The 25,431-nt window shown below is 32.1% G+C and carries 20 protein-coding genes; 8 read left to right on the forward strand and 12 right to left on the reverse strand.

Translation table 11 applies throughout. The annotated features are described in order from the left end of the window. Position 1: 1 nt before the first annotated feature. From KQS_RS10060 to KQS_RS10075, 4 genes are all read right to left on the reverse strand, one after another. Entirely contained in the window at positions 2–613 is a 612-nt protein-coding gene (locus tag KQS_RS10060; protein ID WP_014389081.1) for a fumarylacetoacetate hydrolase family protein, read from the reverse strand. Beyond that, entirely contained in the window at positions 610–1,380 is a 771-nt protein-coding gene (locus KQS_RS10065) for a 3'-5' exonuclease (protein WP_014389082.1), read from the reverse strand. Before KQS_RS10065 ends, KQS_RS10060 begins: the two co-directional genes overlap by 4 nt. Positions 1,381–1,609: 229 nt before the next feature. Beyond that, positions 1,610–2,920 carry a dihydrolipoamide acetyltransferase family protein gene (locus KQS_RS10070; protein ID WP_014389083.1) on the reverse strand — a complete coding sequence of 437 codons (1,311 nt, stop codon included), beginning with the start codon at positions 2,918–2,920 and terminating at the stop codon, positions 1,610–1,612. 80 nt (positions 2,921–3,000) lie between these two features. Next, positions 3,001–4,152 carry a glycosyltransferase family 2 protein gene (locus KQS_RS10075; RefSeq protein ID WP_014389084.1) on the reverse strand — a complete coding sequence of 384 codons (1,152 nt, stop codon included), beginning with the start codon at positions 4,150–4,152 and terminating at the stop codon, positions 3,001–3,003. A gap of 146 nt (positions 4,153–4,298) precedes the next feature. On the opposite strand from KQS_RS10075, the gene KQS_RS10080 reads away from it, so the two are divergent. Both KQS_RS10080 and KQS_RS10085 read left to right on the forward strand, forming a co-directional pair. After that, on the forward strand, positions 4,299–6,155 hold the full coding sequence (locus KQS_RS10080; protein WP_014389085.1) for an ABC-F family ATP-binding cassette domain-containing protein: 1,857 nt from the start codon (positions 4,299–4,301) through the stop codon (positions 6,153–6,155). Between the two features lie 33 nt (positions 6,156–6,188). Then, on the forward strand, positions 6,189–7,028 hold the full coding sequence (locus KQS_RS10085; protein WP_014389086.1) for an O-methyltransferase: 840 nt from the start codon (positions 6,189–6,191) through the stop codon (positions 7,026–7,028). A 59-nt stretch (positions 7,029–7,087) separates the two neighbouring features. Here the strand turns inward: KQS_RS10085 and KQS_RS10090 are convergent, their stop codons facing one another. Next, complete coding sequence (locus KQS_RS10090; protein ID WP_014389087.1) at positions 7,088–7,744, reverse strand: hypothetical protein; 657 nt, start codon at positions 7,742–7,744, stop codon at positions 7,088–7,090. Between the two features lie 156 nt (positions 7,745–7,900). On the opposite strand from KQS_RS10090, the gene KQS_RS10095 reads away from it, so the two are divergent. Further along, positions 7,901–8,590 carry an ABC transporter ATP-binding protein gene (locus KQS_RS10095; protein ID WP_014389088.1) on the forward strand — a complete coding sequence of 230 codons (690 nt, stop codon included), beginning with the start codon at positions 7,901–7,903 and terminating at the stop codon, positions 8,588–8,590. Positions 8,591–8,693: 103 nt separating this feature from the next. Here KQS_RS10095 and dapF read toward each other — a convergent pair whose 3' ends face one another. After that, the gene (gene dapF / locus KQS_RS10100) at positions 8,694–9,473 is read right to left on the reverse strand and encodes a diaminopimelate epimerase (protein ID WP_014389089.1); all 780 of its coding nucleotides are present in this window, start codon (positions 9,471–9,473) and stop codon (positions 8,694–8,696) included. A gap of 206 nt (positions 9,474–9,679) precedes the next feature. On the opposite strand from dapF, the gene KQS_RS10105 reads away from it, so the two are divergent. From KQS_RS10105 to KQS_RS10115, 3 genes are all read left to right on the forward strand, one after another. Then, positions 9,680–11,062: a Do family serine endopeptidase gene (locus KQS_RS10105; protein WP_041252290.1), complete on the forward strand. Its 1,383-nt coding sequence runs from the start codon at positions 9,680–9,682 to the stop codon at positions 11,060–11,062. A gap of 137 nt (positions 11,063–11,199) precedes the next feature. Further along, the gene (locus KQS_RS10110) at positions 11,200–12,648 is read left to right on the forward strand and encodes a glyceraldehyde-3-phosphate dehydrogenase (protein ID WP_014389091.1); all 1,449 of its coding nucleotides are present in this window, start codon (positions 11,200–11,202) and stop codon (positions 12,646–12,648) included. An 89-nt stretch (positions 12,649–12,737) separates the two neighbouring features. After that, positions 12,738–13,271 carry an SRPBCC family protein gene (locus KQS_RS10115; RefSeq protein ID WP_014389092.1) on the forward strand — a complete coding sequence of 178 codons (534 nt, stop codon included), beginning with the start codon at positions 12,738–12,740 and terminating at the stop codon, positions 13,269–13,271. Positions 13,272–13,300: 29 nt separating this feature from the next. On the opposite strand, the gene KQS_RS10120 is transcribed toward KQS_RS10115, so the two are convergent. Then, positions 13,301–14,746 (reverse strand): APC family permease, encoded by a 1,446-nt coding sequence (locus KQS_RS10120; RefSeq protein WP_014389093.1) that lies wholly within the window; start codon positions 14,744–14,746, stop codon positions 13,301–13,303. A 185-nt stretch (positions 14,747–14,931) separates the two neighbouring features. On the opposite strand from KQS_RS10120, the gene KQS_RS10125 reads away from it, so the two are divergent. After that, on the forward strand, positions 14,932–15,591 hold the full coding sequence (locus KQS_RS10125; RefSeq protein ID WP_014389094.1) for a hypothetical protein: 660 nt from the start codon (positions 14,932–14,934) through the stop codon (positions 15,589–15,591). A gap of 1 nt (position 15,592) precedes the next feature. Here the strand turns inward: KQS_RS10125 and KQS_RS14055 are convergent, their stop codons facing one another. The 4 genes from KQS_RS14055 to KQS_RS10145 form a co-directional block, all read right to left on the reverse strand. Next, positions 15,593–16,939, reverse strand: a complete 1,347-nt coding sequence (locus KQS_RS14055; RefSeq protein WP_084642292.1) for a peptidoglycan endopeptidase — start codon at positions 16,937–16,939, stop codon at positions 15,593–15,595. A 144-nt stretch (positions 16,940–17,083) separates the two neighbouring features. Further along, positions 17,084–19,348, reverse strand: a complete 2,265-nt coding sequence (locus tag KQS_RS10135) for an aconitate hydratase (RefSeq protein WP_014389096.1) — start codon at positions 19,346–19,348, stop codon at positions 17,084–17,086. Between the two features lie 96 nt (positions 19,349–19,444). Then, positions 19,445–22,216: a bifunctional aconitate hydratase 2/2-methylisocitrate dehydratase gene (locus tag KQS_RS10140; protein WP_014389097.1), complete on the reverse strand. Its 2,772-nt coding sequence runs from the start codon at positions 22,214–22,216 to the stop codon at positions 19,445–19,447. Between the two features lie 257 nt (positions 22,217–22,473). After that, on the reverse strand, positions 22,474–23,574 hold the full coding sequence (locus KQS_RS10145) for an acyltransferase family protein (RefSeq protein WP_014389098.1): 1,101 nt from the start codon (positions 23,572–23,574) through the stop codon (positions 22,474–22,476). 219 nt (positions 23,575–23,793) lie between these two features. Between KQS_RS10145 and KQS_RS10150 the strand changes: the two genes are divergently transcribed. Beyond that, on the forward strand, positions 23,794–24,741 hold the full coding sequence (locus tag KQS_RS10150) for a hypothetical protein (protein WP_162141190.1): 948 nt from the start codon (positions 23,794–23,796) through the stop codon (positions 24,739–24,741). On the opposite strand, the gene KQS_RS10155 is transcribed toward KQS_RS10150, so the two are convergent. After that, positions 24,734–25,420, reverse strand: a complete 687-nt coding sequence (locus KQS_RS10155; protein WP_014389100.1) for a carboxylesterase family protein — start codon at positions 25,418–25,420, stop codon at positions 24,734–24,736. The two genes, KQS_RS10150 and KQS_RS10155, sit on opposite strands and share 8 nt — an antisense overlap. Positions 25,421–25,431 lie beyond the last annotated feature (11 nt).

Here is a 25,431-nt window from a genome sequence, read left to right on the forward strand (position 1 = left end):
ATTATTTAATTTGAACTTTAAACATTGATGTTCCTTCCAAAAAACCTTCTAAAAAGTCATTTTCTTTTACTGCAGCCACGCCTTTTGGTGTACCCGTAAAAATAATATCTCCTGTTTTTAACGTAAAATATTGAGAAACATAGGCGATAAGTTGATCAATATTCCACAACATTAAAGAAGTATTTCCTTGTTGAACAATTTGTCCATTATTACGTAATTCAAAATTAACATTTTCTAGAGAAGTGAAATTTTTTTTCGGTAAAAAGCTACCAATAATCGCTGAATGGTCAAATGCCTTCGCTTTTTCCCATGGAAGACCTTTTTCCTTTAACATAGTTTGCACATCTCGGGCCGTAAAATCAATCCCCAATCCTATTTCTTCATAATATTTATGGGCAAATTTTGGGTCGATATATTTTCCAACTTTACTAATTTTTACTAAAACCTCAACTTCATGATGCACATCTTTGGAAAATTCTGGAATATAAAAATCAGCATCTTTAGGCAATACTGCCGTATCTGGTTTCATAAAAATTACCGGTTCTGCAGGTCTTTCGTTATTTAATTCCGAAATATGGTCCGCATAATTTCGACCAATACAAATTATTTTCATTTTGTAGACAGTTTTCTTAGTTTTAATCCTGTTAACACTTTCTTGGTGTATAATGGAAAATCCGCATTTTGAATCCAACCATAATAACCTGGGTCTTTATCAAAGACATCATTAACCAATACATTTTTATACTTACCAAAGGTAAAAAACTCTTGCCCTTTATCGTTTAATGCAATAAATCCTGCGAAATCAACCGATTTTTTTCGAGTGGTAAATTCAGATAATGTTTTTATATCATTTTCCAATTCAGGATAACGATCCAATTGCGCTTTTAAAATTTCATAGGTCGCTAACGTATCGGCTTCTGCACTGTGGGCATTTTCTAAAGATTGCCCGCAATAAAATTTATAGGCTGCTGACAAAGTTCTTTCTTCCATTTTATGAAAAATAGTTTGCACATCGACTGAAACTCTATTTTTCATATCAAAATCAACGTCAGCGCGTAATAATTCTTCAGCTAACAATGGAATATCAAAGCGATCTGAATTAAAACCAGCCAAATCAGAATCCTTTATCATGTTAAAAACATGCGGTGCTAATTCCTTAAAAGTAGGTTCATTGGCAACTTTTTCATTTGTAATGCCATGCACCGCTGTAGATTGTGGTGGAATAGGAATGGTAGGGTTTACCAACCATGTTTTACTTTCTTTATTTCCGTTAGGAAAAACTTTGAAAATTGAGATTTCAACGATTCTATCCTTTCCTACATCAATACCTGTTGTTTCTAAATCAAAGAAACAGATAGGTCTATTTAATTTTAATTCCATTTTACTTTAATTGGATTACAAATATAAGTTTTAGAAATTCATTTTCAAATTGCTTTTTAAAATGAATTCTGCTATATTAGTTAGCAGCACTAATTTTGTATTATAGCCCTGATAGAGCCAAATGCCATGCATAGGCGAAAGCAGGTGATTTTTGGTTAGAAAGAGGAAATTGGTGCTACTAAAAAAAGAAAAATCCCGAAAAAATCGGGATTTTATATTTCATTTTATTTTAAATTTCTCTATTGATGTCCCAAGACTCTAATAAATCTGCCACGCGTTTTACAAAACTACCTCCTAGTGCACCATCAACCACTCTATGATCATACGAGTGAGATAAGAACATTTTTTGACGAATTCCAATGAAATCTCCTTCTGGAGTTTCAATAACCGCTGGTACTTTTCTGATAGCACCTAGGGCTAAAATACCTACTTGTGGTTGGTTAATAATTGGTGTTCCAAAAACAGACCCAAAAGTACCTACGTTAGTCACTGTATACGTTCCGCCTTGTGTATCGTCTGGTTTTAATTTACCCGCTTTAGCACGGTTTCCTAAATCATTAACCGCCTTCGCCATACCTACTAAATTCAATTGATCTGCATTTTTAATTACAGGTACAATTAAATTTCCGTTAGGTAATGCCGCAGCCATTCCTAAATTGATATTTTTCTTTTTAATAATGTACTCGCCTTCAACCGAAATATTCATTCCTGGGAATTCTTTCAATGCTTTTGCTACTGCTTCCATGAAGATTGGTGTAAAAGTTAATTTTTCACCTTCTCTCTTTTCAAATGCATTTTTATTTTTATCTCTCCATTTTACAATATTGGTAACATCCACTTCAATGAAAGATTGTACGTGAGCCGAAGTTTGTTTAGATTCCACCATGTATTTTGAAATCAACTTACGCATTCTGTCCATTTCAACAATCTCATCACCACCATTTACCGAAACTGGTACTGCTTGTGTAGAAGAAGATGCCGCTACAGGTGCAGCTTTTGAAGCCTCAACTACTGGCGTTGCAGTAGCTACAGGTTGATTTCCTCTAGTTTTGATATAATTTAAGATATCTTCTTTATTCACTCTTCCGTCTTTTCCAGTTCCTGGAATTGCTTCTAATTCAGCCAATGAAATACCTTCTTCTTTAGCAATATTTTTAACTAAAGGAGAAAAGAATTTATCTGAACTTGAAAAATCTGCTGGAGTGGCTACTTCTTTAGCTGCCTCAACAGTTTTAACTACTTCTGCTACAGCAACCGGTGCTTCAGTTTTAGCCACTGGTGCAGCTTCTACTGCTCCGCCATCCGTTTCAATAATAGCAATGGTTTGTCCAACTTGAACAACATCATCAACATTAAATAAAATTTCAACTAAAGTCCCAGCTACTTCAGAAGGTACTTCACTATCTACTTTATCTGTTGCGATTTCAAGGACAGCTTCGTCCATTTCAATCGTATCCCCTACATTTTTTAACCAATTTGTAATAGTTGCTTCCGCAACACTTTCTCCCATTTTCGGAAGCTTTAATTCAAACTTTGCCATATATTTAATGTAACGTTGTGTTCTTTAATATTGATTGCAAAAATAATAATTTTTATCTCTTTTTTTAAGAATATGATAATTTATTTTAAAATTTTGACTTCCCCTCGATCATTAGCATGATTACTCCCGATGCCATAATTAGAGTTCGCCAAATAATTTTTAAAGGTACATTTTTGATTTGCCTTTGATTGCATAAAACTAGTAATTTCTTTGAAACTAAAAGTACTTGTGTCAAAAATAACTTCTCTATTTTTTTTTGAATCGGAATCAAACAAATTAAAATCAGACAAATAAGTACATTTTTTTTCTTCTAATGCCTCAAATTTTAAATCGCTATTTTTAGTAAATACTACAAATTCATCGACTAAAACCACTCGATTTTGTTGTTGTGATTTCTTGAAAAAACTAAAAACAAAGCTTCCAAAACGCATTATGTAGTCAAAAAGGACTGATTTTTTAAAGTGTTTTCCATAAAAAAACTGCATGGCTTCTTGAAATCGTTTTCTGTAGGTCGCGTCCCTAACCGTACTCTCTCCTTTATAATGTATGACTGTCGTTTCTGCAAAATAATAATTCTTTTTACCCAACTGTTGCACCATATAACTCAAGTCAATATCATCAGAATACATAAAACAATTTTCGTCGAATCCTCCTACTTGTAGATACAAATCCCTTTTCATAAACATAAAAGCACCGACTAAAATAGCCACTTCACCATTTTCATTTTCAGCGATATGTTGGGCATAATACTGATTAAACCATTTTAATCTTGGAAACAACTTATATAAACCAAAAATTTTTGTAAAAGCGACCCAAGGTGTGGGCACTCCCCTTTTACATTCTGGAAGAAACTGGCCAGTTCCATCGATTAATTTGCAACCGATAATGCCTGTGTTAGATTCTGAAACAAGTTCAGAATGACAAAAATTAAAAAGTTTTTCAAAAGTATCTTCGGCAACCACCGTATCTGGGTTTAGAATACAGATATACTCTCCACTTGCATGGGCAACACCTATATTATTTCCCTTTGGGAAACCAACATTTTCAGAATTGCGAATGAGTTTAATTTCAGGAAATTTTTGTTTCATCATTTCGCAACTCTCGTCAGTAGAAGCATTATCTACAACAATAATTTCGCCCTCTATATGCTCCAATGCTTTTTGAACACTTAGCACACATTGTTCCAAAAAATAGCGAACATTATAATTAAGTATAATAACGGAGAGTTGCATAAGGACAATTTTCGATTAGCCAAGGAGCAAATATAATTTGAAAATTTCAAAATTTGAATATTAATAAATGTTGAAACCTATTTAAAATACTATTTTTGCAAAACAATTGGCACAATGCCTCATTGTTTAATTGACAAATTGATTAAATGAATTATCTTTCAGTTGAAAATATATCTAAGCATTACGGAGAACGCACGTTATTTGAAAACGTATCATTCGGAATAAATAAAGATCAAAAAATAGCATTCATCGCTAAAAATGGTTCTGGAAAAACCACTATAATGAACATGCTTACGGGCAAAGACGAACCCGATTCGGGTCAGGTTGTAGTTCGAAAAGACATAAAGATGGCATTCTTGGCGCAAGATAATAATCTACAAGATGAATTAACCATTGAAGAAAGTATTTTTGCCAGTGATAATGACACCTTAAAGATCATTGAACGTTATGAAAAAGCATTGCAAAATCCGGAAGATGAAGAAGCGTATCAAAAGGCTTTTGACGATATGGATAGGCATAACGCATGGGATTTTGAAACACAATACAAACAAATTTTATTCAAATTAAAACTTGAAGATTTAAAACTAAAAGTAAAGAGTCTATCTGGAGGGCAAAAAAAGCGTTTAGCACTTGCCATCATATTGATAAACCGACCCGATTTATTAATCTTAGATGAACCAACCAACCATTTGGATTTAGAAATGATTGAATGGTTGGAAGATTATTTTGCCAAAGAAAACATTACATTGTTTATGGTTACGCACGACCGTTTTTTTTTAGAACGTGTATGCAATGAAATAATTGAGTTGGATAACGGAAAAATTTACCAATACAAAGGCAACTATTCCTATTATTTGCAGAAAAAAGAAGAACGAATTGCGTCTGAAAATGCAAGTATTGACAAGGCACAAAACTTATTTGTAAAAGAATTAGCTTGGATGCGTCGTCAACCAAAAGCACGAACAACCAAATCAAAATCGCGTCAGGATGACTTTTATGTGATTAAAGAAAAAGCCATGAGTCGAAGAAAAGAAAACGTGTTGGAATTAGAAATCAACATGGAACGCATGGGAAGTAAAATCATTGAAATGGTGAAATTGAATAAAAAATTCAAAGACAAAACCATTTTAAACGACTTCTTTTATTCTTTTCAGCGTGGAGAGCGAATTGGGATTATTGGTAAAAACGGAACGGGGAAATCAACTTTTTTAAATATACTGACACATACCTTACAGCCCGATGCTGGTAAAGTAATTATTGGCGACACCATTAAAATAGGATATTATACCCAAAGTGGCATCAACCCCAAACCAGGTCAAAAAGTAATTGAAGTTATTAAAGAATATGGCGAATACATTCCACTAACAAAAGGAAAAATCATTTCAGCCTCACAATTATTGGAACGCTTTTTGTTCGATTCGAAAAAACAATACGATTATGTAGAGAAATTAAGCGGTGGTGAATTGAAACGCTTGTATTTATGTACCGTATTAATTCAAAACCCCAATTTTCTGATACTAGATGAGCCAACGAATGACTTAGATATTGTGACATTAAACGTATTGGAAAACTTCTTACTTGATTATCCGGGATGTTTAGTTGTTGTGAGTCACGACCGTTATTTTATGGATAAAATTGTGGATCATTTATTTGTATTTAGAGGTGAAGGTGAAGTAGAAGATTTTCCTGGAAATTATTCTGATTGGCGAATTTATGAAGATTCCGTAGAGCCTATAAAAGAGGAATCTTCCAAAGAAAAAGTAAGCTGGAAAGAAAAACAAGTTAAAGCCGGTTTAACCTTTAACGAACAAAAAGAATTTCAGAAAATTGAGCGTGAAATCAAAGATTTAGAAGCCAAGAAAAAAGAAATTGAACATATTTTTGCAACAACAGAGTTAAATCATGAGGAGATTGACAAAAAATCTTCAGAATTACAAAAAATAATATCTGATTTAGAGTCTAAAGAAGAACGTTGGTTTGAGTTAAGTTTGAAAATGGAATAATTACGCTTGTCCTTTTCGTATAAATATTGGAATATGTTACAACAAATACAATCCTATTTAAAATTTCAATGGAATGCCACTTCAGAACACGGCGTACACTCTCCTTTTGTATTTGATTTGGTGAGAAATTGTTTTTATGACACTACCAATTATGAAGAGTACGAAGTATTAGACAACTATAGAAACCAGTTACTAAACGACCACAATACAATAGAAGTAACCGATTTTGGTGCAGGTTCACGTGTTTTTAAATCCAATACACGTGAAATTGCTGCTATTGCAAAAAACGCTGGAATTTCGAGAAAAAGAGCCCAATTATTGTTTCGATTGGTGCGTTATTTTCAACCTACTGAAATTTTAGAAATTGGCACTTCCTTAGGTTTAGCAACTTCAGCATTAGCGTTAGGCAACAAAAACTCAACAATCACAACATTAGAAGGCTGTCCATCTACAAGCCAAAAGTCAAAAGAAGAAAGTCAAAAGTTTGGATTTAAAAATATCGAATATATTACTACTGAATTTTCCAGCTATTTAAATAACTTGAAACTTGAAACTTTAAACAAAACCAATCAAAAAAACTTCGATTGCATTTATTTCGACGGTAATCATTCCAAAAAAGCAACTTTAGAATACTTTGAAACCCTATTACCAACAATCACCAACGAAACCATTTGGATATTTGATGACATCCATTGGTCTCAAGATATGGAAGAAGCTTGGGAAATTATTAAAGATCATCCAAAAGTAACGGTAACTATTGATACATTTCAATGGGGACTGGTTTTCTTTAGAAAAGAACAAAACAAAGAACATTTCTGCATTAAAACTGAACAAAATTTAAGTTCAATGTTTTTTGAAAAAATAAGAATATAAAAAAGGCAGCTTACAACGTGGTAATACTGCCTTTTTCTAACCAAAAAAACCTAACTAACCTAATTTTCTATTTTTTCAGACCTCGCGCCTATTCTATCTATTCGTAATTTTGTATTCATTTTAAATTTGATAACTCCTATTCTAGAACTTTCTCTGGATGGAAGCTCCTCTTCAATTATTTTCTTTCTCTCATTTAATGCTAAAAGCAATAGTTTAATTTCATCAATTTCTGCTTTGGTATATTCATGATTATGTTCTTTGTAAACATCAAATAATTGTTCATAAACATTTAAAGCATTCTCTTTTGTCACCCAATTAAAATTCCTGTTCTCATTTACTTTACCAACTCCAAAAAGTGAGTTTCTTAATGCTTGCATAGGCAACAATGAACTTTTTACAATCTTATTTTTAACTGTTTCAGAATATTTTGTGTATTTTGTTTTAGTTGTTTTTAATGTAGCTACTTTTTTAGCTCGTTCTTTTTCAGAAAATTCTTCCATTGCCTTTTCCGCTTCTTTCGATTTTAATTCAAACTCAGCTTCTATTTTTGCTAAATTAGGCTCTGCTTCATCCATAGTGACTTGATTGAGAGAATCTACAAATCTTTCGTATTCTGCAATTGTTTTTTCTGCTTTTTTTTCTTCTTCAGATTTACAAGAAACAACAACAATGAGACTAGTTAATAGAAATCCAATGCCAAGAGTAATTTTTTTCATGTTTGTTTTAATACTTTTCAAGTTGTAAAATTAATAGATTATCAATTAGGTAATGTTACATAATTCCCATATTGATTTATAAAAATCACACTATTTACTCATTAACTGTAACAATCTTGAAAAAAGCAATACAAATAGTTAAAATTATATACTAAAATGAGTCAACCTATTATTGAAATTAAAGGCATAACAAGAGATTTTCCTTTAGGAAGTGAAACTGTTCATGTATTAAAAGGAATTAATTTGGTAATTAATAAAGGGGAATATGTTGCTTTAATGGGGCCTTCTGGTTCTGGAAAATCAACATTAATGAACATTTTAGGCTGCTTAGACACACCTACATCTGGAAGTTATATTTTAAATGGAAAACATGTAAGTGAGATGGATGATAATGAATTAGCCGGAATAAGAAATAAAGAAATTGGCTTTGTATTTCAAACATTCAATCTAATGCCAAGAACTACCGCGCTAGACAATGTAGCTTTGCCAATGGTATATGCAGGAAAATCAAAAGAAGAAAGAACCAAAAGAGCTACCGAAGTATTAACTCAAGTGGGACTTTCTGACAGAATGGATCATAAACCCAATCAATTGTCAGGTGGTCAAAGACAACGTGTAGCAGTAGCAAGAGCTTTAGTGAATAAGCCATCTATCATTTTAGCGGATGAACCAACAGGAAATTTAGATAGTAAAACTTCGATTGAAATTATGAAGTTGTTCGGCGAAATACATGCCAATGGAAACACCGTGATATTGGTAACACATGAAGAAGATATTGCCGCTCATGCACATAGAATTATTCGTGTAAAAGATGGCATTATTGAAAAAGATGAAATGATGAAATAATATTTAGTCGAAGCTAATAATTTAATATTCAACTTGAGATTTACCAGTTAAGAAACACAATTATTTCTTGAACTAAGGTCTGCATTTCTATTTGAATACTGAATTAAATTTCAATACTACCTTCAAATACAAACTGTGCTGGACCTGTCAAAAAGACATTTTTATACTCATTATTATCTTTCACAAAACTGACTTTCAATTTTCCTCCAGGTACATTTAACTCAACTACACTTTCTTTTGTTTTACCTGTTTCAAACATAGCAATAGCTACGGCAGTTACTCCCGTTCCGCAAGACAACGTTTCATCTTCCACTCCGCGTTCATAGGTACGAACATTAAAAGTTGCCTCATTTACTTGTTCAACAAAATTTACATTGCTACCTTTTTCTCCATAAAGTTCAGAATAGCGAATTTGAGCCCCTTTATTTTTTACATCAAAAGAAGACAAATTCTGTACTAATTGCACATGATGTGGTGACCCAGTATAGACATATTCATAAGTGTCTTTTATTTGAATATCAGACACATCTATCATTTGAAGTGCAATTAATTCTCCTTCAATTCGTGCAAAATGATACCCATCAGATGCTTCAAAATGTGCCTCTTCATTAACAATACCAAGTTTTTTTGCAAAAGCAACTAAACATCGTCCCCCATTCCCACACATCGTACTTGTACTTCCATCCGAATTAAAATAAACCATTGTAAAATCAAATTTTGGATGCTTCTCCAAAAGCATTAACCCATCTCCACCAATGCCAAAACGACGGTCGCACAAAAATTCAATTAATTTGGTATTATTTTTGGGAAAAGTATTTTCACGATTATCAAAAATTACAAAATCGTTACCTGTTCCATGGTATTTATAAAATGTGAATTGCATAGTCAAATTTTGAAATACAAAATTAGCTTAAATATTGGCACTAAAAAGGAGAATTTTAAAAATATTAACAACATAACTTAATTCATTTATAGAAATATTAAAAACATGTTAAACATTGTTAATCGAGCGTTAAACGAATTTTAATACTAAAAATTGTGTTATATATTTACATCACAAAAGTCCCAACACTTTAAAAAATAATGGAAATGAAAAATTTAGGAAACTTATTTTTGGTCTCTTTATTAAGCGGAGCTACTACACTTGGCGCTTATAAAGTATTTATTGAAAAAGGCAATACAGGTTCTATTGTTACTTCAGCACCTAATTATTCAAAAGCTGTTGGTTTAGTTCCTGAAGGTTACGATTTTACTGCCGCAGCAGAAAAAGCTGTACATAGTGTTGTCCATGTTAAAAATGTATCTGTTGTTACCTACAATGACCCTTGGGCTTCTTTTTTTTACGGTAGAGGTGAAACACAACAATATGAACAAGTAGGAACAGGTTCTGGAGTAATAGTTTCTGAAGACGGATATATTGTTACTAATAATCACGTAATTAAAGATGCAACAGAATTAGAAGTTACATTAAATAACAATAAATCATATAAAGCAAAATTAGTAGGAACCGATTCTAAAATGGACATTGCTTTACTTAAGATTGACGCAAATGAAAAATTACCTTTTATTGTTTTTGGTGATTCAGAAGCAATCAAAGTAGGTGAATGGGTGTTAGCAGTAGGTAATCCATACAATTTAAATTCGACCGTAACAGCTGGAATTGTATCAGCCAAAGCAAGAAATTTAGATAAAGCAAGTATACAATCTTTCATCCAAACGGATGCTGCTGTAAATCCAGGAAACTCTGGTGGTGCCTTAGTTAATGCAAGAGGCGAATTAGTCGGCATAAATACTATGATATCCTCACCTACAGGAAGTTATGCAGGATATTCATTTGCCGTTCCATCGAATATTACAAAGAAAATAATTGAAGATTTAATGCAATTTGGTAATGTTCAACGTGGAATTTTAGGTATTGAAGGTGGGGAATTAAATGCGGAAGCTGCAAAAAAATATGGAATCAATCAAACAGAAGGCGTTTATGTTAATAAAGTAAACAAAAATTCAGGTGCACAAAAAGCAGGTATTGAGAAAGGAGATATTATTGTAAAGTTAGACGATAAGAAGGTTAATAGTAACGCGGAATTAAGTTCGATTGTTAATACCAAACGACCTAATGACTTAGTAAAAGTTACGGTTTTAAGAGACGGTAAACAAATGAACATTCCCGTTAAATTGACCAAAAAAGAATTGATACAATATGAATTTAATGGAATTGAATTTGAGGATATTTCAGATAGTGATAAACAACGATTCAATATCAAAAATGGTATTAAAATAAAAGAAGTATCTAATAATGATTATGCTGAATATGCCAATGAATTAAAAGGTTCCATTGTACTACGAATAGATAATATGCGTGTAACTGATATGGAGAGTGTTTCTTCGTATTTAGCCAAAAAAGAAGAAGGCCAAAAGGCACAATATGAAATTATTGCTAAAAATGGACGTATTTACAGAATCATTCTTTAAATTTTAATTATAGTTTAGTTTAAAAATACTCAGTTTTTTACTGGGTATTTTTTTTGAAAAAAAGTTAAAAATTTTATTAACGAAAACGATTGAAATTTTATACTTTTGCACCAGTTAGAAACAACACTTAAATATTCATGGACAACAACACTATTTACGAAAAAGAGTTAGCTTTTCAAGCAGATAGAAGAAAAGCTTGTGTAGAATTTGTTAGAATCATCAGTGATTTATGGTATGACAAATCAATTGAGTTAGTACTTTTTAGAAATCAATTAATCGATAGAAATGTAAGTGACATTATCAACTTACACGAATATGCAGTTGCTTTTGTAGAAAAACCAATTAACATTTTTGATTCAGTTGAAATTGCTAGAGCAATTGAAGATTTAGATTTACCACCTTCAAGAATTGATATTGGTAAATTAACCTATGAATACCATTTAGAAGATAATAAATACAATGATGCGAAAGCATTTGTTATTGACAAATTAAAAGACGCTAAAGATACATCTGAAATTAAACCTAAAGATGTTGTTTTATACGGATTTGGTCGTATTGGTCGTTTATTAGCTCGTGAAATGATGAGTAAAATTGGTAAAGGCCAACAATTACGCCTTAGAGCAATTGTTACACGTGATAAAAATGATGCTGTTTTATTAGAAAAACGTGCTTCTTTATTACGATATGATTCAGTTCATGGAGATTTTGAAGGTTCGGTTGCTGCAGATGTTGAAAATCAAGCTTTAATTATCAATGGCACAACAGTTCATGTTATTACTGCAAATGGACCTGAAGATATCGATTACACTCAATATGGAATCAATGACGCATTAGTTATTGATAATACTGGAGCTTTCACAACTGAAGAAGCTTTAAAACGTCACTTAACTTCAAAAGGTGTTGAAAAAGTTTTATTAACAGCTCCTGGTAAAGGTGTTCCAAATATTGTTTATGGTGTTAACCATGAAGATTACAATCCTGATGAAGTAATCATTTATTCAGCTGCATCGTGTACAACAAATGCTATTACTCCAGTTTTAAAAGCAGTTGAAGATACTTTAGGTGTTGTAAAAGGTCATATTGAAACGATTCATGCCTATACAAACGACCAAAACTTGGTTGATAACATGCATAAAAAATACCGTAGAGGACGTTCTGCAGCATTAAACATGGTAATCACTGAAACAGGTGCTGGAAGTGCGGTTGCAAAAGCATTACCTAGTTTGGCTGGAAAATTAACTTCAAATGCTATTCGTGTTCCAGTTCCAAATGGTTCATTAGTGGTGTTAAACTTAGAAGTAGGAAAAACAACTACAAGAGAAGAAGTTGATGCTATCATGAAAAAATATGCATTAGAAGGAGATTTAGTTGAACAAATTAAATATTCAATGAATAATGAATTAGTTTCTTCAGATATTGTTGGAACTTCTCAACCTTCTATATATGATAGTAATGCTACATTGGTATCAAATGATGGAAAAAATGTTGTGTTATATGTATGGTACGATAACGAGTATGGATACAGTCACCAAGTAATACGTTTAGCAAAATATATTGCTAAAGTTAGAAGATATACTTACTATTAATAGACTAATATTCAACAATATAAAAACTGTTTTGAGTAATTTCAAAACGGTTTTTTTTATGTCTTTACTTCTATCAAAATCTAACAACTATGAAAATTATTAAAAGAATTTTTTTATTCCTAGGAATCTTAGTGCTCATATTACTGGTAGTTGCACTATTTATTCCATGTGAATACACTGTTTCGCATACAGTTACTATTAATAAACCTCAAAAAGAAGTTTATGAGTATGCAAAAATGTTACAAAACCAAAAAGAATGGAGTGTTTGGGTGCAGGCTGATCCAAATATTAGACTAACCTATTCAGGCGAAGACGGAACAGTTGGTGCTTCACAAACTTGGGAAGGAAATGATGATGTAGGAGCTGGAAGTCAAACAATTACTAAATTAGACGGTGAAAGAATTGAGGTCGACTTACATTTCATTAAACCTTTTGAAGGTAATCAAAAAGCTGCAACCATTATTAAAGCAATAAATGCAAATTCATGTACCCATACCGAAGAATTTTATGGGCATGATCCATATCCATTGAACCTAATGTCAATCATTGGTAAAAAAATGATTAAAGATGCTTTTGGAAAAAATGGAGAAAACTTAAAAAAGATTTTAGAAAAAACGAATTAAAAAAAGCAAAGTTTACACTTTGCTTTTTTTTATTTATCCTTCTTTTGAGTAATATAATAAACTGGTATTCCTATTAATACAATTAATAATCCTAAACCCGTATTTTTTGTATCATAAATTAGCAATATAGCGCATATTATTGAAGTCAAAACTATATACAATGCTGGAACAAAAGGATATCCAAAAGCTTTATAAGGTCTTTCCATGTTGGGTTCAGTTCTTCTTAAAATAAAAATACCATAAATAGTTAGTATATAAAACAATAAAGAGGCAAAAGTAGCATACGTTAAAAGATCACCATATTTACCTGATAGACACAGCATACAAGCCCACAAACATTGCACCCAAAGTGCTTTTGCAGGAACATTATTTTTATTTAATTGACTGGCTTGTTTAAAAAACAAACCGTCTTTTGACATGGCATAAAACAATCTCCCTCCGGCTAATATAATACCACTATTACATCCAAAAGTAGAAATCATAATTAATCCAGCCATTACAAAAACACCTACATTTCCTAAAATTATATTTGCTGCCGCTGCACCTACTCTATCATCACTAGCAAACATCATTCCTTTAGACATTACATCAATTCCGCTAGGACTTCCGTCAATTGGCAATAGAGCCAAATAAGCTAAATTGGCTAATAAATATATAACTGTTACAATTAAAGTTCCTAAAAACAAACTTCGAGGAATATTTTTTCTTGGATCTTTAATTTCTGCTGCAATAAAAGTCACATTATTCCATGCATCACTTGAGAACAATGAATTAATAATGGTTGCTCCAACGGCACCAACCAATGCCAATCCGCTCAAATTAATTATTTCAGTAGTACCATCTTCTTTAATTATGGTTTTAAAAGCATGCCATGGATGTTCAAAATTTGAACTTAAAACATCAGTTTGTAATCCAACGTACAATCCTAAAACAATTAATGCAAAAAGAGCAAATAATTTTGCAACCGTAAAAAACAATTGGACTTTTTTCCCACTTTGCACCCCATTAGTATTAATATACGTCAGTAAAACAATACTGATAATAGCCATTATTTGTTTCAGTGAAATTTGAAAAATACCTAAATCAGCTAGCGTTAAATCAAGTTGCGGAATAAAGATAGCCGTATAATTGGCAAATGCCACAGCCACAGCTGCAATAACACCTGTTTGAATAACTGTAAATACAGTCCACCCGTACAAGAAAGAAATGAGCTTACCATAAGCTTTTTGAATGTAAACATATTGACCACCTGCATTAGGCATCATCCCTGCTAATTCACCATAACTTAATGCTGCTGACATAGTTAGAAGCCCTGTCAATAACCAAGTAAACAATAACCAACCGGAAGACCCTAAATCTCGAGCCATAGCTGCAGTTACAATAAAAATACCAGAACCAATCATGGATCCTGCAACAATACTTGTCGCATTTAATAAATTTAATTCTTTTTTAAATTCTGGATTCGTTTCACTCATATAAATTACTTTTTGGCTAAAGATACTAAGATTGTACAAAACATTAACAAAAAGCTTAAAAACTTAAATTCAAATTTTTCTCATTTAGTAAATACTACAATCGTCGAATAAATCTTACATTAAAACGATTATTTAATGCTTTACTTTTTTTTATCACTAACTTTAATACACTAAAAATCAACATTATGAAACTATTTTTTTCAAATTTGGCATTTTTATTTTTTTATTTAGGATTTGCTCAAGTAGGTATTGGAACATCTTCTCCAACAGAAAGTTTAGATATTAATGGAACCTTACGTATAAGAACAATAGACACGAGTGTTAACCTAAAGGCTGATTCAATCTTAGTAGCAGATAGAGATGGTGTTGTAAAAAGATTAAACGCTAAAGAAATTTTAAACAATACATTAAAAACTGCTGTAAAAGGTTCATTTAGCAGCAGTGCTCTTGTTAATTTAACTTTACTAGCTGGACAAGTAAAAATTCCGTTTAATGCAATTGAATTTGATTTGAATGCAGAATACAATACTGCAACGAATACATTTACCGCTAAACAAGACGGAATTTATCAAATTTATGCACAAATAAAAGCAGATAATACCCTAAGTATTTCTACCAACTTTGGTTTAGCAATCTATAAAAATGGAACCCTTTTAAGTAGAAATAGCTTTGCTAATATTGGAATATTGGGAATTAATGCCACTCCACCTGCAAGATCGGCACAAAATTTAGTGCAATTAAATACAGGAGATACCATTACATTTTACGTAGTTTCCACATTAGCTTCCGTATCTATTTTAGGAGAAAAAGAAGACTGTTATTTTAGTATTTTACAAGTGAGATAAATTAATTTAAAATACGATTGATTTGCACAAAACGGCGACTATAATAAGCCTCATTAACCGAAGAAACTATAACACCATTATTGGTTGAAGAATGAATAAATTTGATATCATTTTCTGTTACTTCAGTAATCATTCCTACATGACTTATTCCGCTTCTTACTGTTTTAAAAAAGATTAAATCACCTTTTTGTGCTTGTGAACGATCAATTTTTATACCCACATTTGCCATTTCCCAAGAAGACCTTGGCAAATTCATTTCTAAATATTTAAATGTATAAGAAACAAAACCTGAACAATCAAAACCTCTTCTATCACTTCCACCACTTCTATATCTAACACCAATACATTCTGACGCTTTAGAAATTAAAAACTCTGCTTTTGTTATGGCATCAGCATCCATTGGAGGAACGTAAGTAGGCGTATTTTCTTCTTCGTATTCTTGTATTGTTTTTGGTTTATCTTCTTTGGCTACCAAATTTTTACGTAAAACTAAAACTTGTCCAGCTTTTAATTCCTTAACATTAGGATTTAATGCATCGAGTTCAGCAACTGTTAAACCGTATTTCTTAGCAATTCCAAATTTTGTTTCTCTTGGCTCAACTCTATGGTTTTCAGTTAATGAATCAATTTCTTCTTTAATTTCTTCTTTTTCTTTTTGTGTTAATTCGAGGGTAGTTTTTTCTTCCTCTATGATTTTCTTTTTTTCTTCTTTTATATTTTTCCCTTTTACTATTACTGCTTCGCTAGACGGAATAAAAACAACGTCTTTTACATCTAATTTATCATTTACAATTTGTGGATTTGCTTGTCTTAATTCTTCTACAGAAACATTATATTTTTTTGCAATTACATAAAAAGACTCACCAGAACCAACAATGTGTTTTTGATTTTTTGTATTCGTTTTTGATTTTCTAGTAACTTCTTTTGTTTTTTCCTCCTTTGGTACTTTAACGCCTTTAGGTAAACGTATTACTTCACCAATTTGAAGGTTCTCAGGCTTAATTTCAGGATTCAAGTCTGTTAAAGTTTCGTACCCAACATTAAATTTTCTAGAAATCGTATAAAAGGATTCTCCATTTTGAACCTTGTAAGTAGTACCCTTTGGAATTACTTTTTTAGGTTCATCTTTCTTTTTTGAATATTTTGGTAGTATCAATTCGGTATCTAATGCTAAAACTCCTTTTGCTTTTGGATTTAAATCAAGGATTTCTTTTTCGGTTACATTATATTTTTTGGCAATACTATAAACCGATTCACCTTTCACAACTTTATGCTTTATTTTTTGCTGAGAAAAAACAAAAATTGACATAAAAAAGAATAAAAAAGTGATCAGTTTTTTAATTGACATAAATACTAAATTGAATGGATAATAAAATAAAGAGTCGCAAGTTAAAAAATTGAAATTTTAAAATTAATGGATTTAACACTTTTTTATTACCCTAACAAAAAAAAGCTCCCATAAAGAGAGCTATTTTAATTATAATTATTTTTATTAAAACTTACCTGCTGCAATTAAATTTAATGCCGAACCTGCTTTAAACCAACCTATTTGACTATCATTATAAGTATGATTTGCCAATATCAGATCTTTTGATCCATCTGAATGAACAAACGCTATTGTTAGCGGTTTTCCGGGTGCAAATTCTGTTAAATCTAAGAAATTGATGGTATCATCTTCCTGAATTTTATCATAATCCGACTCATTTGCAAATGTTAAAGCCAACATTCCCTGTTTTTTCAAATTCGTTTCATGAATACGCGCAAATGACTTTACCAATACTGCTTTTACACCTAAAAAGCGTGGTTCCATGGCTGCATGTTCTCGTGAAGAACCTTCCCCATAATTGTGATCACCCACAACAATAGAAGGAATTCCGGCTACTTTATAGGCTCTTTGCACTTTTGGCACTTCGTCGTAAACTCCTGTTAATTGATTTTTTACCGAGTTTACTTTTCCATTAAAAGCATTTTCAGCTCCTATAAGCATATTATTGGAAATATTATCTAAATGACCACGATAACGCAACCAAGGTCCTGCCATTGAAATATGATCGGTGGTACATTTTCCATAAGCTTTTATTAACAACTTTGCTCCTGTTATATTTTTGCCATCCCAAGGCGCAAACGGAGCTAATAATTGTAATCGATCCGAAGTTGGTGAAACTATAACTTCCACTGATGAACCATCTGCTGCTGGGGCTTGAAATCCGGGATCATCAACGGCAAATCCTTTTGTTGGCAACTCTTCCCCTTGGGGAGGTAAGAATTTCACTTCTTCTCCATTATCATTGATTAGCGTATCAGTTATTGGATTAAAATCTAAACGACCCGATATAGCCAGTACAGCAACCATTTCTGGCGAAGTTACAAAAGCATGCGTATTCGGATTACCATCTGCACGTTTTGAGAAATTTCTATTAAAAGAATGAACAATTGTATTTTTTTCTTGTTTTTCCGCACCTGCTCTGTCCCACTGCCCTATGCAAGGTCCGCAAGCATTAGTAAATACTTTTGTACCCATTTTTTCGAAAGTAGCAAGAATTCCATCCCTTTCAATTGTAAATCTAATTTGTTCAGAACCTGGATTAATTCCAAATTCAGCTTTAGGAGTTATACCATACGCAACAGCTTGTTCTACAATTGATGCAGCTCTAGACATATCTTCATAAGATGAATTAGTACAAGAACCAATTAATCCCCACTCAACTTTAATAGGCCAATCATTTTTAGCGGCTTCTTCTTTCATTTTAGAAACAGGTGTACCTCGATCTGGTGTGAAAGGTCCGTTAATATGAGGCTCTAGTTCAGACAGATTAATTTCAATCAATTGATCAAAATACTGCTCTGGATTAGCATACACTTCTTCATCAGCTGTTAAATAAGATGCAACTTTATCTGCGGCATCCACTACATCTTGTCGACCAGTTGCTGTTAAATATCTCCTCATGGAATCATCATAACCAAAAGTTGAAGTAGTCGCACCTATTTCTGCTCCCATATTACAAATGGTTCCTTTACCAGTACAAGACATTGCTTTTGCGCCCTCTCCAAAATATTCTAGAATTGCACCTGTTCCACCTTTAACCGTTAAAATATCTGCTACTTTTAAAATAACATCCTTAGGAGCTGTCCAACCATTTAACCTACCTGTTAATTTCACACCTATTAATTTAGGAAATTTTAATTCCCATGACATGCCCGACATTACATCAACAGCGTCTGCACCACCCACACCAATTGCCAACATTCCAAGACCTCCAGCGTTTACAGTATGGGAATCAGTCCCTATCATCATTCCACCTGGAAATGCATAATTTTCTAAAACAATTTGGTGAATAATTCCAGAACCTGGTTTCCAAAAACCAATGCCGTATTTATTGGAAACAGAAGATAAAAAGTCAAAAACTTCTTTTGATTGTTTATTAGCAAAAGCCAAGTCTTGTTTTGCACCATCTCGTGCTTGAATTAAGTGATCACAATGCACAGTAGTAGGAACTGCGACTTTACTTTTTCCTGCATGCATAAATTGCAATAATGCCATTTGAGCTGTTGCATCTTGACAAGCAACTCTATCTGGAGCAAAATCAACATAATCCTTTCCACGCTCATAAACAATTGAAGGAACTCCCTCCCATAAATGGGAATATAAAATTTTTTCAGTTAATGTAAGTGGTCTTCCTACTAGTGCTCTTGCTTTATCCACACGACTAGTCAAATTAGAATACACTTTTTCAATCATTTCAATATCAAAAGCCATAAGTATGTGTTTTATAAATATTTACTAATTTACAAAATAAAAAAAGCCTGAGTTTAAAACTCAGGCTTAAATATTTGTTAATAAATTAAAGTACAATTATCCAACTAATAATTTATGTGATGGAGCAAATTTAGTTAAGTTAATTCCCTCAACTGCTTTAACATACTCTTCAATTGAAGGTGTACGTCCTAAAATTGTAGATAATACAACCACTGGAGTAGAAGAAAGTAACGATTCTCCTTTTTTCTCAGCTGAATCTTCAACCACACGTCCTTGGAACAAACGAGTTGATGTAGCCATAACAGTATCTCCTTTAGCAGCTTTTTCTTGATTACCCATACATAAGTTACAACCAGGACGCTCTAAGTATAACATATTTTCATATTCCGTACGCGCAACTGCTTTTGGATTGTTATCATCAAATTCGAAGCCAGAATATTTTTGTAATACTTCCCAATCACCTTCTGCTTTTAATTCGTCAACAATATTGTAAGTTGGAGGAGCAACAACTAATGGCGCTTTAAATTCCACTTTACCTTGTTGAGCTTCGATATTTTTAAGCATTTGAGCTAAAATTTTCATATCGCCTTTATGCACCATACAAGAACCGATAAATCCTAAATCTACTTTTTTATCTCCACCATAGAACGATAAAGGACGAATGGTATCGTGTGTATAACGTTTAGATACGTCTTTATTGTTTACATCTGGGTCAGCAATCATTGGTTCAGCAATAACATCTAAATCCACCACAACTTCAGCATAATATTTTGCATTGGCATCTGGTTTAAGAGCTGGTTGCTCACCAGAACGGATTTCTGCAATTCTTTTATTTGCCTTATCAATTAAACCTTGAAGCACTTTATTAGCATTATCCATTCCCTTATCAATCATGATTTGGATTCTAGATTTAGCAATTTCTAATGACTCAATTAAGGTTTCATCTTCTGAAATACAGATGGATGCTTTCGCTTTCATTTCAGCCGTCCAATCTGTAAATGTAAAGGCCTGATCTGCAGTTAATGTACCGATATGTACCTCAATGATTCTTCCTTGGAATACATTTTCACCACCAAACTGATGTAACATTTGCGCTTGCGTAGCATGAACTACATCACGGAAATCCATATACGATTTCATTTCACCTTTAAAGGTTACTTTAACAGATTCTGGTATTGGCATTGATGCTTCACCGGTAGCTAAAGCTAATGCAACAGTACCTGAATCGGCCCCAAATGCCACACCTTTAGACATACGTGTATGTGAATCTCCACCAATAATAATGGCTCTGTCATCTACCGTAATATCATTTAAAACTTTATGAATAACGTCTGTCATTGAATGATAAACACCTTTAGGATCACGAGCTGTAATTAAACCGAAATCATTCATGAACTTCATTAATTTCGGAATATTAGTTTGCGCTTTTTTATCCCAAACAGAAGCTGTATGACAACCCGATTGATAAGCTCCATCTACAATAGGAGAAATAACTGTAGCTGCCATTGATTCTAACTCTTGAGCAGTCATTAAACCTGTTGTATCTTGAGAACCAACAATATTTACAGTTACACGAACATCTGATCCTGCATGTAAAACTTTTCCAGGAGTAGTTCCTACTGCATTTCTATTAAAGATTTTTTCTACTGCTGTTAACCCTTGACCTTCGTTTGAAATTTCTTTAGAAGGAGCAAAAACCACAGGCGCTTCAATTCCTAATGTTTTAGCAGCAAACGTTTGGATTTTTTTACCAAAAACAATTGCATAAGACCCTCCTGCTTTGATGAATTCCATTTTTTGAGGAGTAAAAGATCTTGAAATATCAATTAACTCTTGGTCTCCATTATATAGTTTTTTTGTTTTCGTATTAATTGTTAATACAGTACCCGTTGCTACAGAATATTTTTGCTCTAAAACAGGTTCTCCGTTTTCACCACGAACAACTTCACCATTTTCATCCGTTTTCTTCACCCAGTTTTTCAAATCAATTCCAATACCACCCGTTACGTCAACAGTAGTCAAGAAAATAGGTGATATACCGTTTGTACCAGCTACAATTGGAGCGATATTTACAAATGGTACATAAGGACTTGCTTGCTTTCCTGTCCAAAGTGCCACGTTATTAACACCCGACATACGAGATGAACCTACACCCATAGTTCCTTTTTCAGCTACCAACATCACACTTTTATCAGGGTGTTGCGCTTGTAAAGCTTTAATTTCCTCTTGTGCTTGAGGAGTAATCATACATTTTCCGTGCAATTCACGATCAGAACGAGAGTGTGCTTGATTTCCTGGAGATAATAAATCCGTAGAAATATCACCTTCCCCAGCAATAAAAGTTACCACTTTAATTTCTTCTGGTACTTCTGGTAATTTAGTGAAGAATTCTGCCTTAGCATAACTTTCTAAAATTTCTTTTGCAATACCATTTCCTTCTGCATAAGCATTTTTCAAACGATCTGTATCGGCTTCATATAAAAACACCTGTGTTTTTAATACTTCAGCCGCTTGTTTTGCAATTTCCGCATGTTGACCTAATGCTAAATCTAATAAAACAGCAATCGAAGGTCCACCTTTCATGTGAGAAAGTAATTCAAAAGCAAAATCTGGCGTAATTTCAGCCACATTTTCTTCTCCTAAAATAATTTCTTTTAAAAATTTTGCTTTAACACCCGCCGCAGGAGTTGTTCCAGGTAATGTATTGTAAATAAAAAATTTCAAACAATCTTCTCTATTTACATTATTTACATCTTTAATTTGAGTTATAATCTCACTTAATAATTCAGCAGTATCAATTGGTTTTGGATGAAGACCTTGTACTTTTCTTTCTTCAATCTCTTTAATGTAGTCGCTATAAATACTCATTTTAATTTTTCTTTTCTATGTTTAAGTTGATTTGTTTTTTTTAAAGCGACACAAATTTAACCATTTGAATTGAGATTAAAAAATTTTTAATAAAAATCCATATTCAAAGAAATATTATTTATAATTATTCTATTTTGATAAATTAAGCGCAATAAAACGCTTTAAAATAGACGATTTTTTAAGAATTATTAATTTTTCAAAATCTTATTAAGAATTTCTAAAAAAAGACCTAGGCATTTTGTCAAATTGATAAAAAACTAGCGTTTTTGCATTATAGGTTTTTCTATAAAATGGTACAATAAATACGCAACTAAAAAAACAATGAACAAATAAATCATTATCAGTAACAAAGAGGGTATATCTTGCAGGTAATTTACTTTCAAATATTTAAACAAAACAGTAACCAAACTATAGTGAACTAAATAAACACTATACGACAGTTTACTTACTCCATTAATAATTTTAGATATAAATCCTTTACTTGAAACCCAAAAAATAAAAACAGGCAATGTAAATGCAAAGGTTACCGAGGATAAAGTAAAATAAAATATGATAAAATAATTTGGACTTGAGACTATATCAAAACCCATCACATTCATAGCAACAAACTGTAAAAAGAAAAGATGAACTGCAACTATAAAAAGGTAAACACTGTATTTTTTTAAACTGTTTTGATAAAAATAATTCATCCATGCTAAAATAAAGCCCATTAAAATAGCATCAATTCGATATATAACTAAAGATTTTACCTCTTCATTCCACTGCTTCATATTGATAATGAGATGATTTTGGCTCAACGAATATCGTAAAAAATGAAAAATTGAAATGACTAGAACTGTTGTAATAATAAATCCTTTTTTTTTATTTTTAAATACTTTAAAACTAAGAAAAAACAAAAAAGGAGTTATCAAATAAGTCCACTCCTCTATACTTAAACTCCAAGATTCTGAAAAAAAAGTTAGGTGATTAGTAGAGAAATTTTGAATGAAAAAAAAATACCGCCAAACTTCCTTCATTGAATACCCAATACTTAAACCTACTAAAATATTGAGTACCAAAACTACATAATAATTTGGCAAGGTTCTCATCCATCTTCTTCTTAAAAAATTAAAAATGGTAGAAATTGTAAAAGCATTGGATAAATATAATTTTAAAATTATTCCTCCAATTAAAAAACCACTTAACACAAAAAACAATTCTACACCTGCAAAACCAAACAATCCGCTTAACGATATAAACAAAGGATTCGTACTATCGATTAGATAATAAATATGTGAAAACACAACCATACTAATTGCTAAAGCACGAACAACATCTAAACCAAAGATTCGTTCACTTTGTTGTTTTTCTTGACTCATTTCTATTATTTTTGTGATGTAAATTCAAAATGGATGTTCCAAAAATCAAAGATATACAAATATATAGCGTTTAGCCTTTTTCTTTCCTTACTTTTTGGAACACTTATTTATTCCCAGCTTTCCAATAGACATAAGGCAATTGTTAAAACCTATTTTTTTCATACAACTGGAATATTAAACAGTGATTGGTTGGTTTACAATCACGCAAATATTTATGAAATGGAATCTCCAACCTTTTTGATTGATGGTATATACAAATCTATGGAAGGGCCAAAAGCCTCTAGATATATACAATTAAATCAAAAAAATGAGTTACTTTGGATAACCGGTTTTGAAATAAAAGCTTTAGATGTTGAAACTCAAGAGGAATTGTCCAATGATTTTATTTGTCATATGAATGTTGACATTAATGATGCCGTATATTATGAAAATTTTGGTTTAAAAAATAGAATTGGAAAACAATACCCGCGTTTAACTTCTTTATCCCATGGATTAGAAAAATTTGATTTCCCAAAAGGTTATGCCGTTCCTGTTCATGGCAACGATTTTTTATATGTTACTACCCAAACATTAAATCATAACATTTCAAAAATAAATAAGAAAGTAAAACACAAAGTTGCAATATCTTATGAAGATGGTGCGAAAAAAATGAAACCTTTACTAAGCAAAACCGCTTTCATACAATTACCTTTTGATGAATTTAATCCAAACAAACAACCTTTGGATCATGGGAGTGACCAATGTATTCCAGTAGAAACTAAAAATCACACCTATACTGATGCTAGTGGACAAAAATTATCGGGGCACTGGAAAATACCACTTGGTAAAATGACCTATAAAAGTTCTATTAACGAACACTTAGCATTAGAAAAACCTATGCGACTACATTTTGCTGCACCCCATGTTCATCCTTTTACTACATCAATTGGTATTTATGATAAAACAGACGGTAAAATGATCGTAACTTGTGCCGTACAGAATCATAAGAAAACCATAGGATTAGACAAAATTGAAGTTTTTAGCTCATCAATAGGAGTCTGGTTGTTTCCTAATCATGATTATGAAATGGTTTTAACTTGCAACAATACTTCTAAAGAAGCACAAGACATGATGGGCAGTATGTTTTTATTTTTTTACGATGCTGAATTAGATGCTAAGATTAATTAGTTTTTTTATGTTTAAACAACCAATCATATAAAGCGTCTTGATGGAATAAACTTTCAACATTACCATGATTCCCTCCAGGAATAATGGTTAAAGTAACATCTGCCTTTTCATCACATTGTTTGATAGCATTATAAATTTTTTGCGATTCTTTCATGTGAACAATAAAATCTTTGTCTCCATGTTGAATCCAAATAGGAACTTTTGATAACCTACAAGCATCTGCCGTGTTTCCACCACCACAAATGGATACTGCTGCGGTTACTCTGTCAGGATATTTACCCACAAAATGCATGGTCCCATAACTTCCTAAACTCATTCCGCACACATACACACGTTGCGTATCTGTTTCATAGTTTTTTTGAACGTAGTCTAAAATTTCTAAAACTTTATCTGGATTCCAAGAACCATTAGCTAATTGAGGTGCCACGACGATTGCATTAATTTTTCTTCCCTTCTCAATAGCTCGTAAAACGCCATAACGTTTCACTCGATTAATATCGGTTCCTGATAAACTTTTGCCATGTAAAAAAATTAAAATAGGTAATTTATCTTTTGTTTCATTTTTAGGCACTTGAATCCAAAAAGGATAGGAAGTTTTGCCCACAATGGTATGCAACACTTCTTCTTGTTGTTGAAATGAAAATAAAAAAAGGAGAAAAAAGGCAACTAACTTTTTCATATAAATGCTAA

The organism is Flavobacterium indicum GPTSA100-9 = DSM 17447 (assembly GCF_000455605.1).
Classification (GTDB): Bacteria; Bacteroidota; Bacteroidia; order Flavobacteriales; family Flavobacteriaceae; genus Flavobacterium; species Flavobacterium indicum.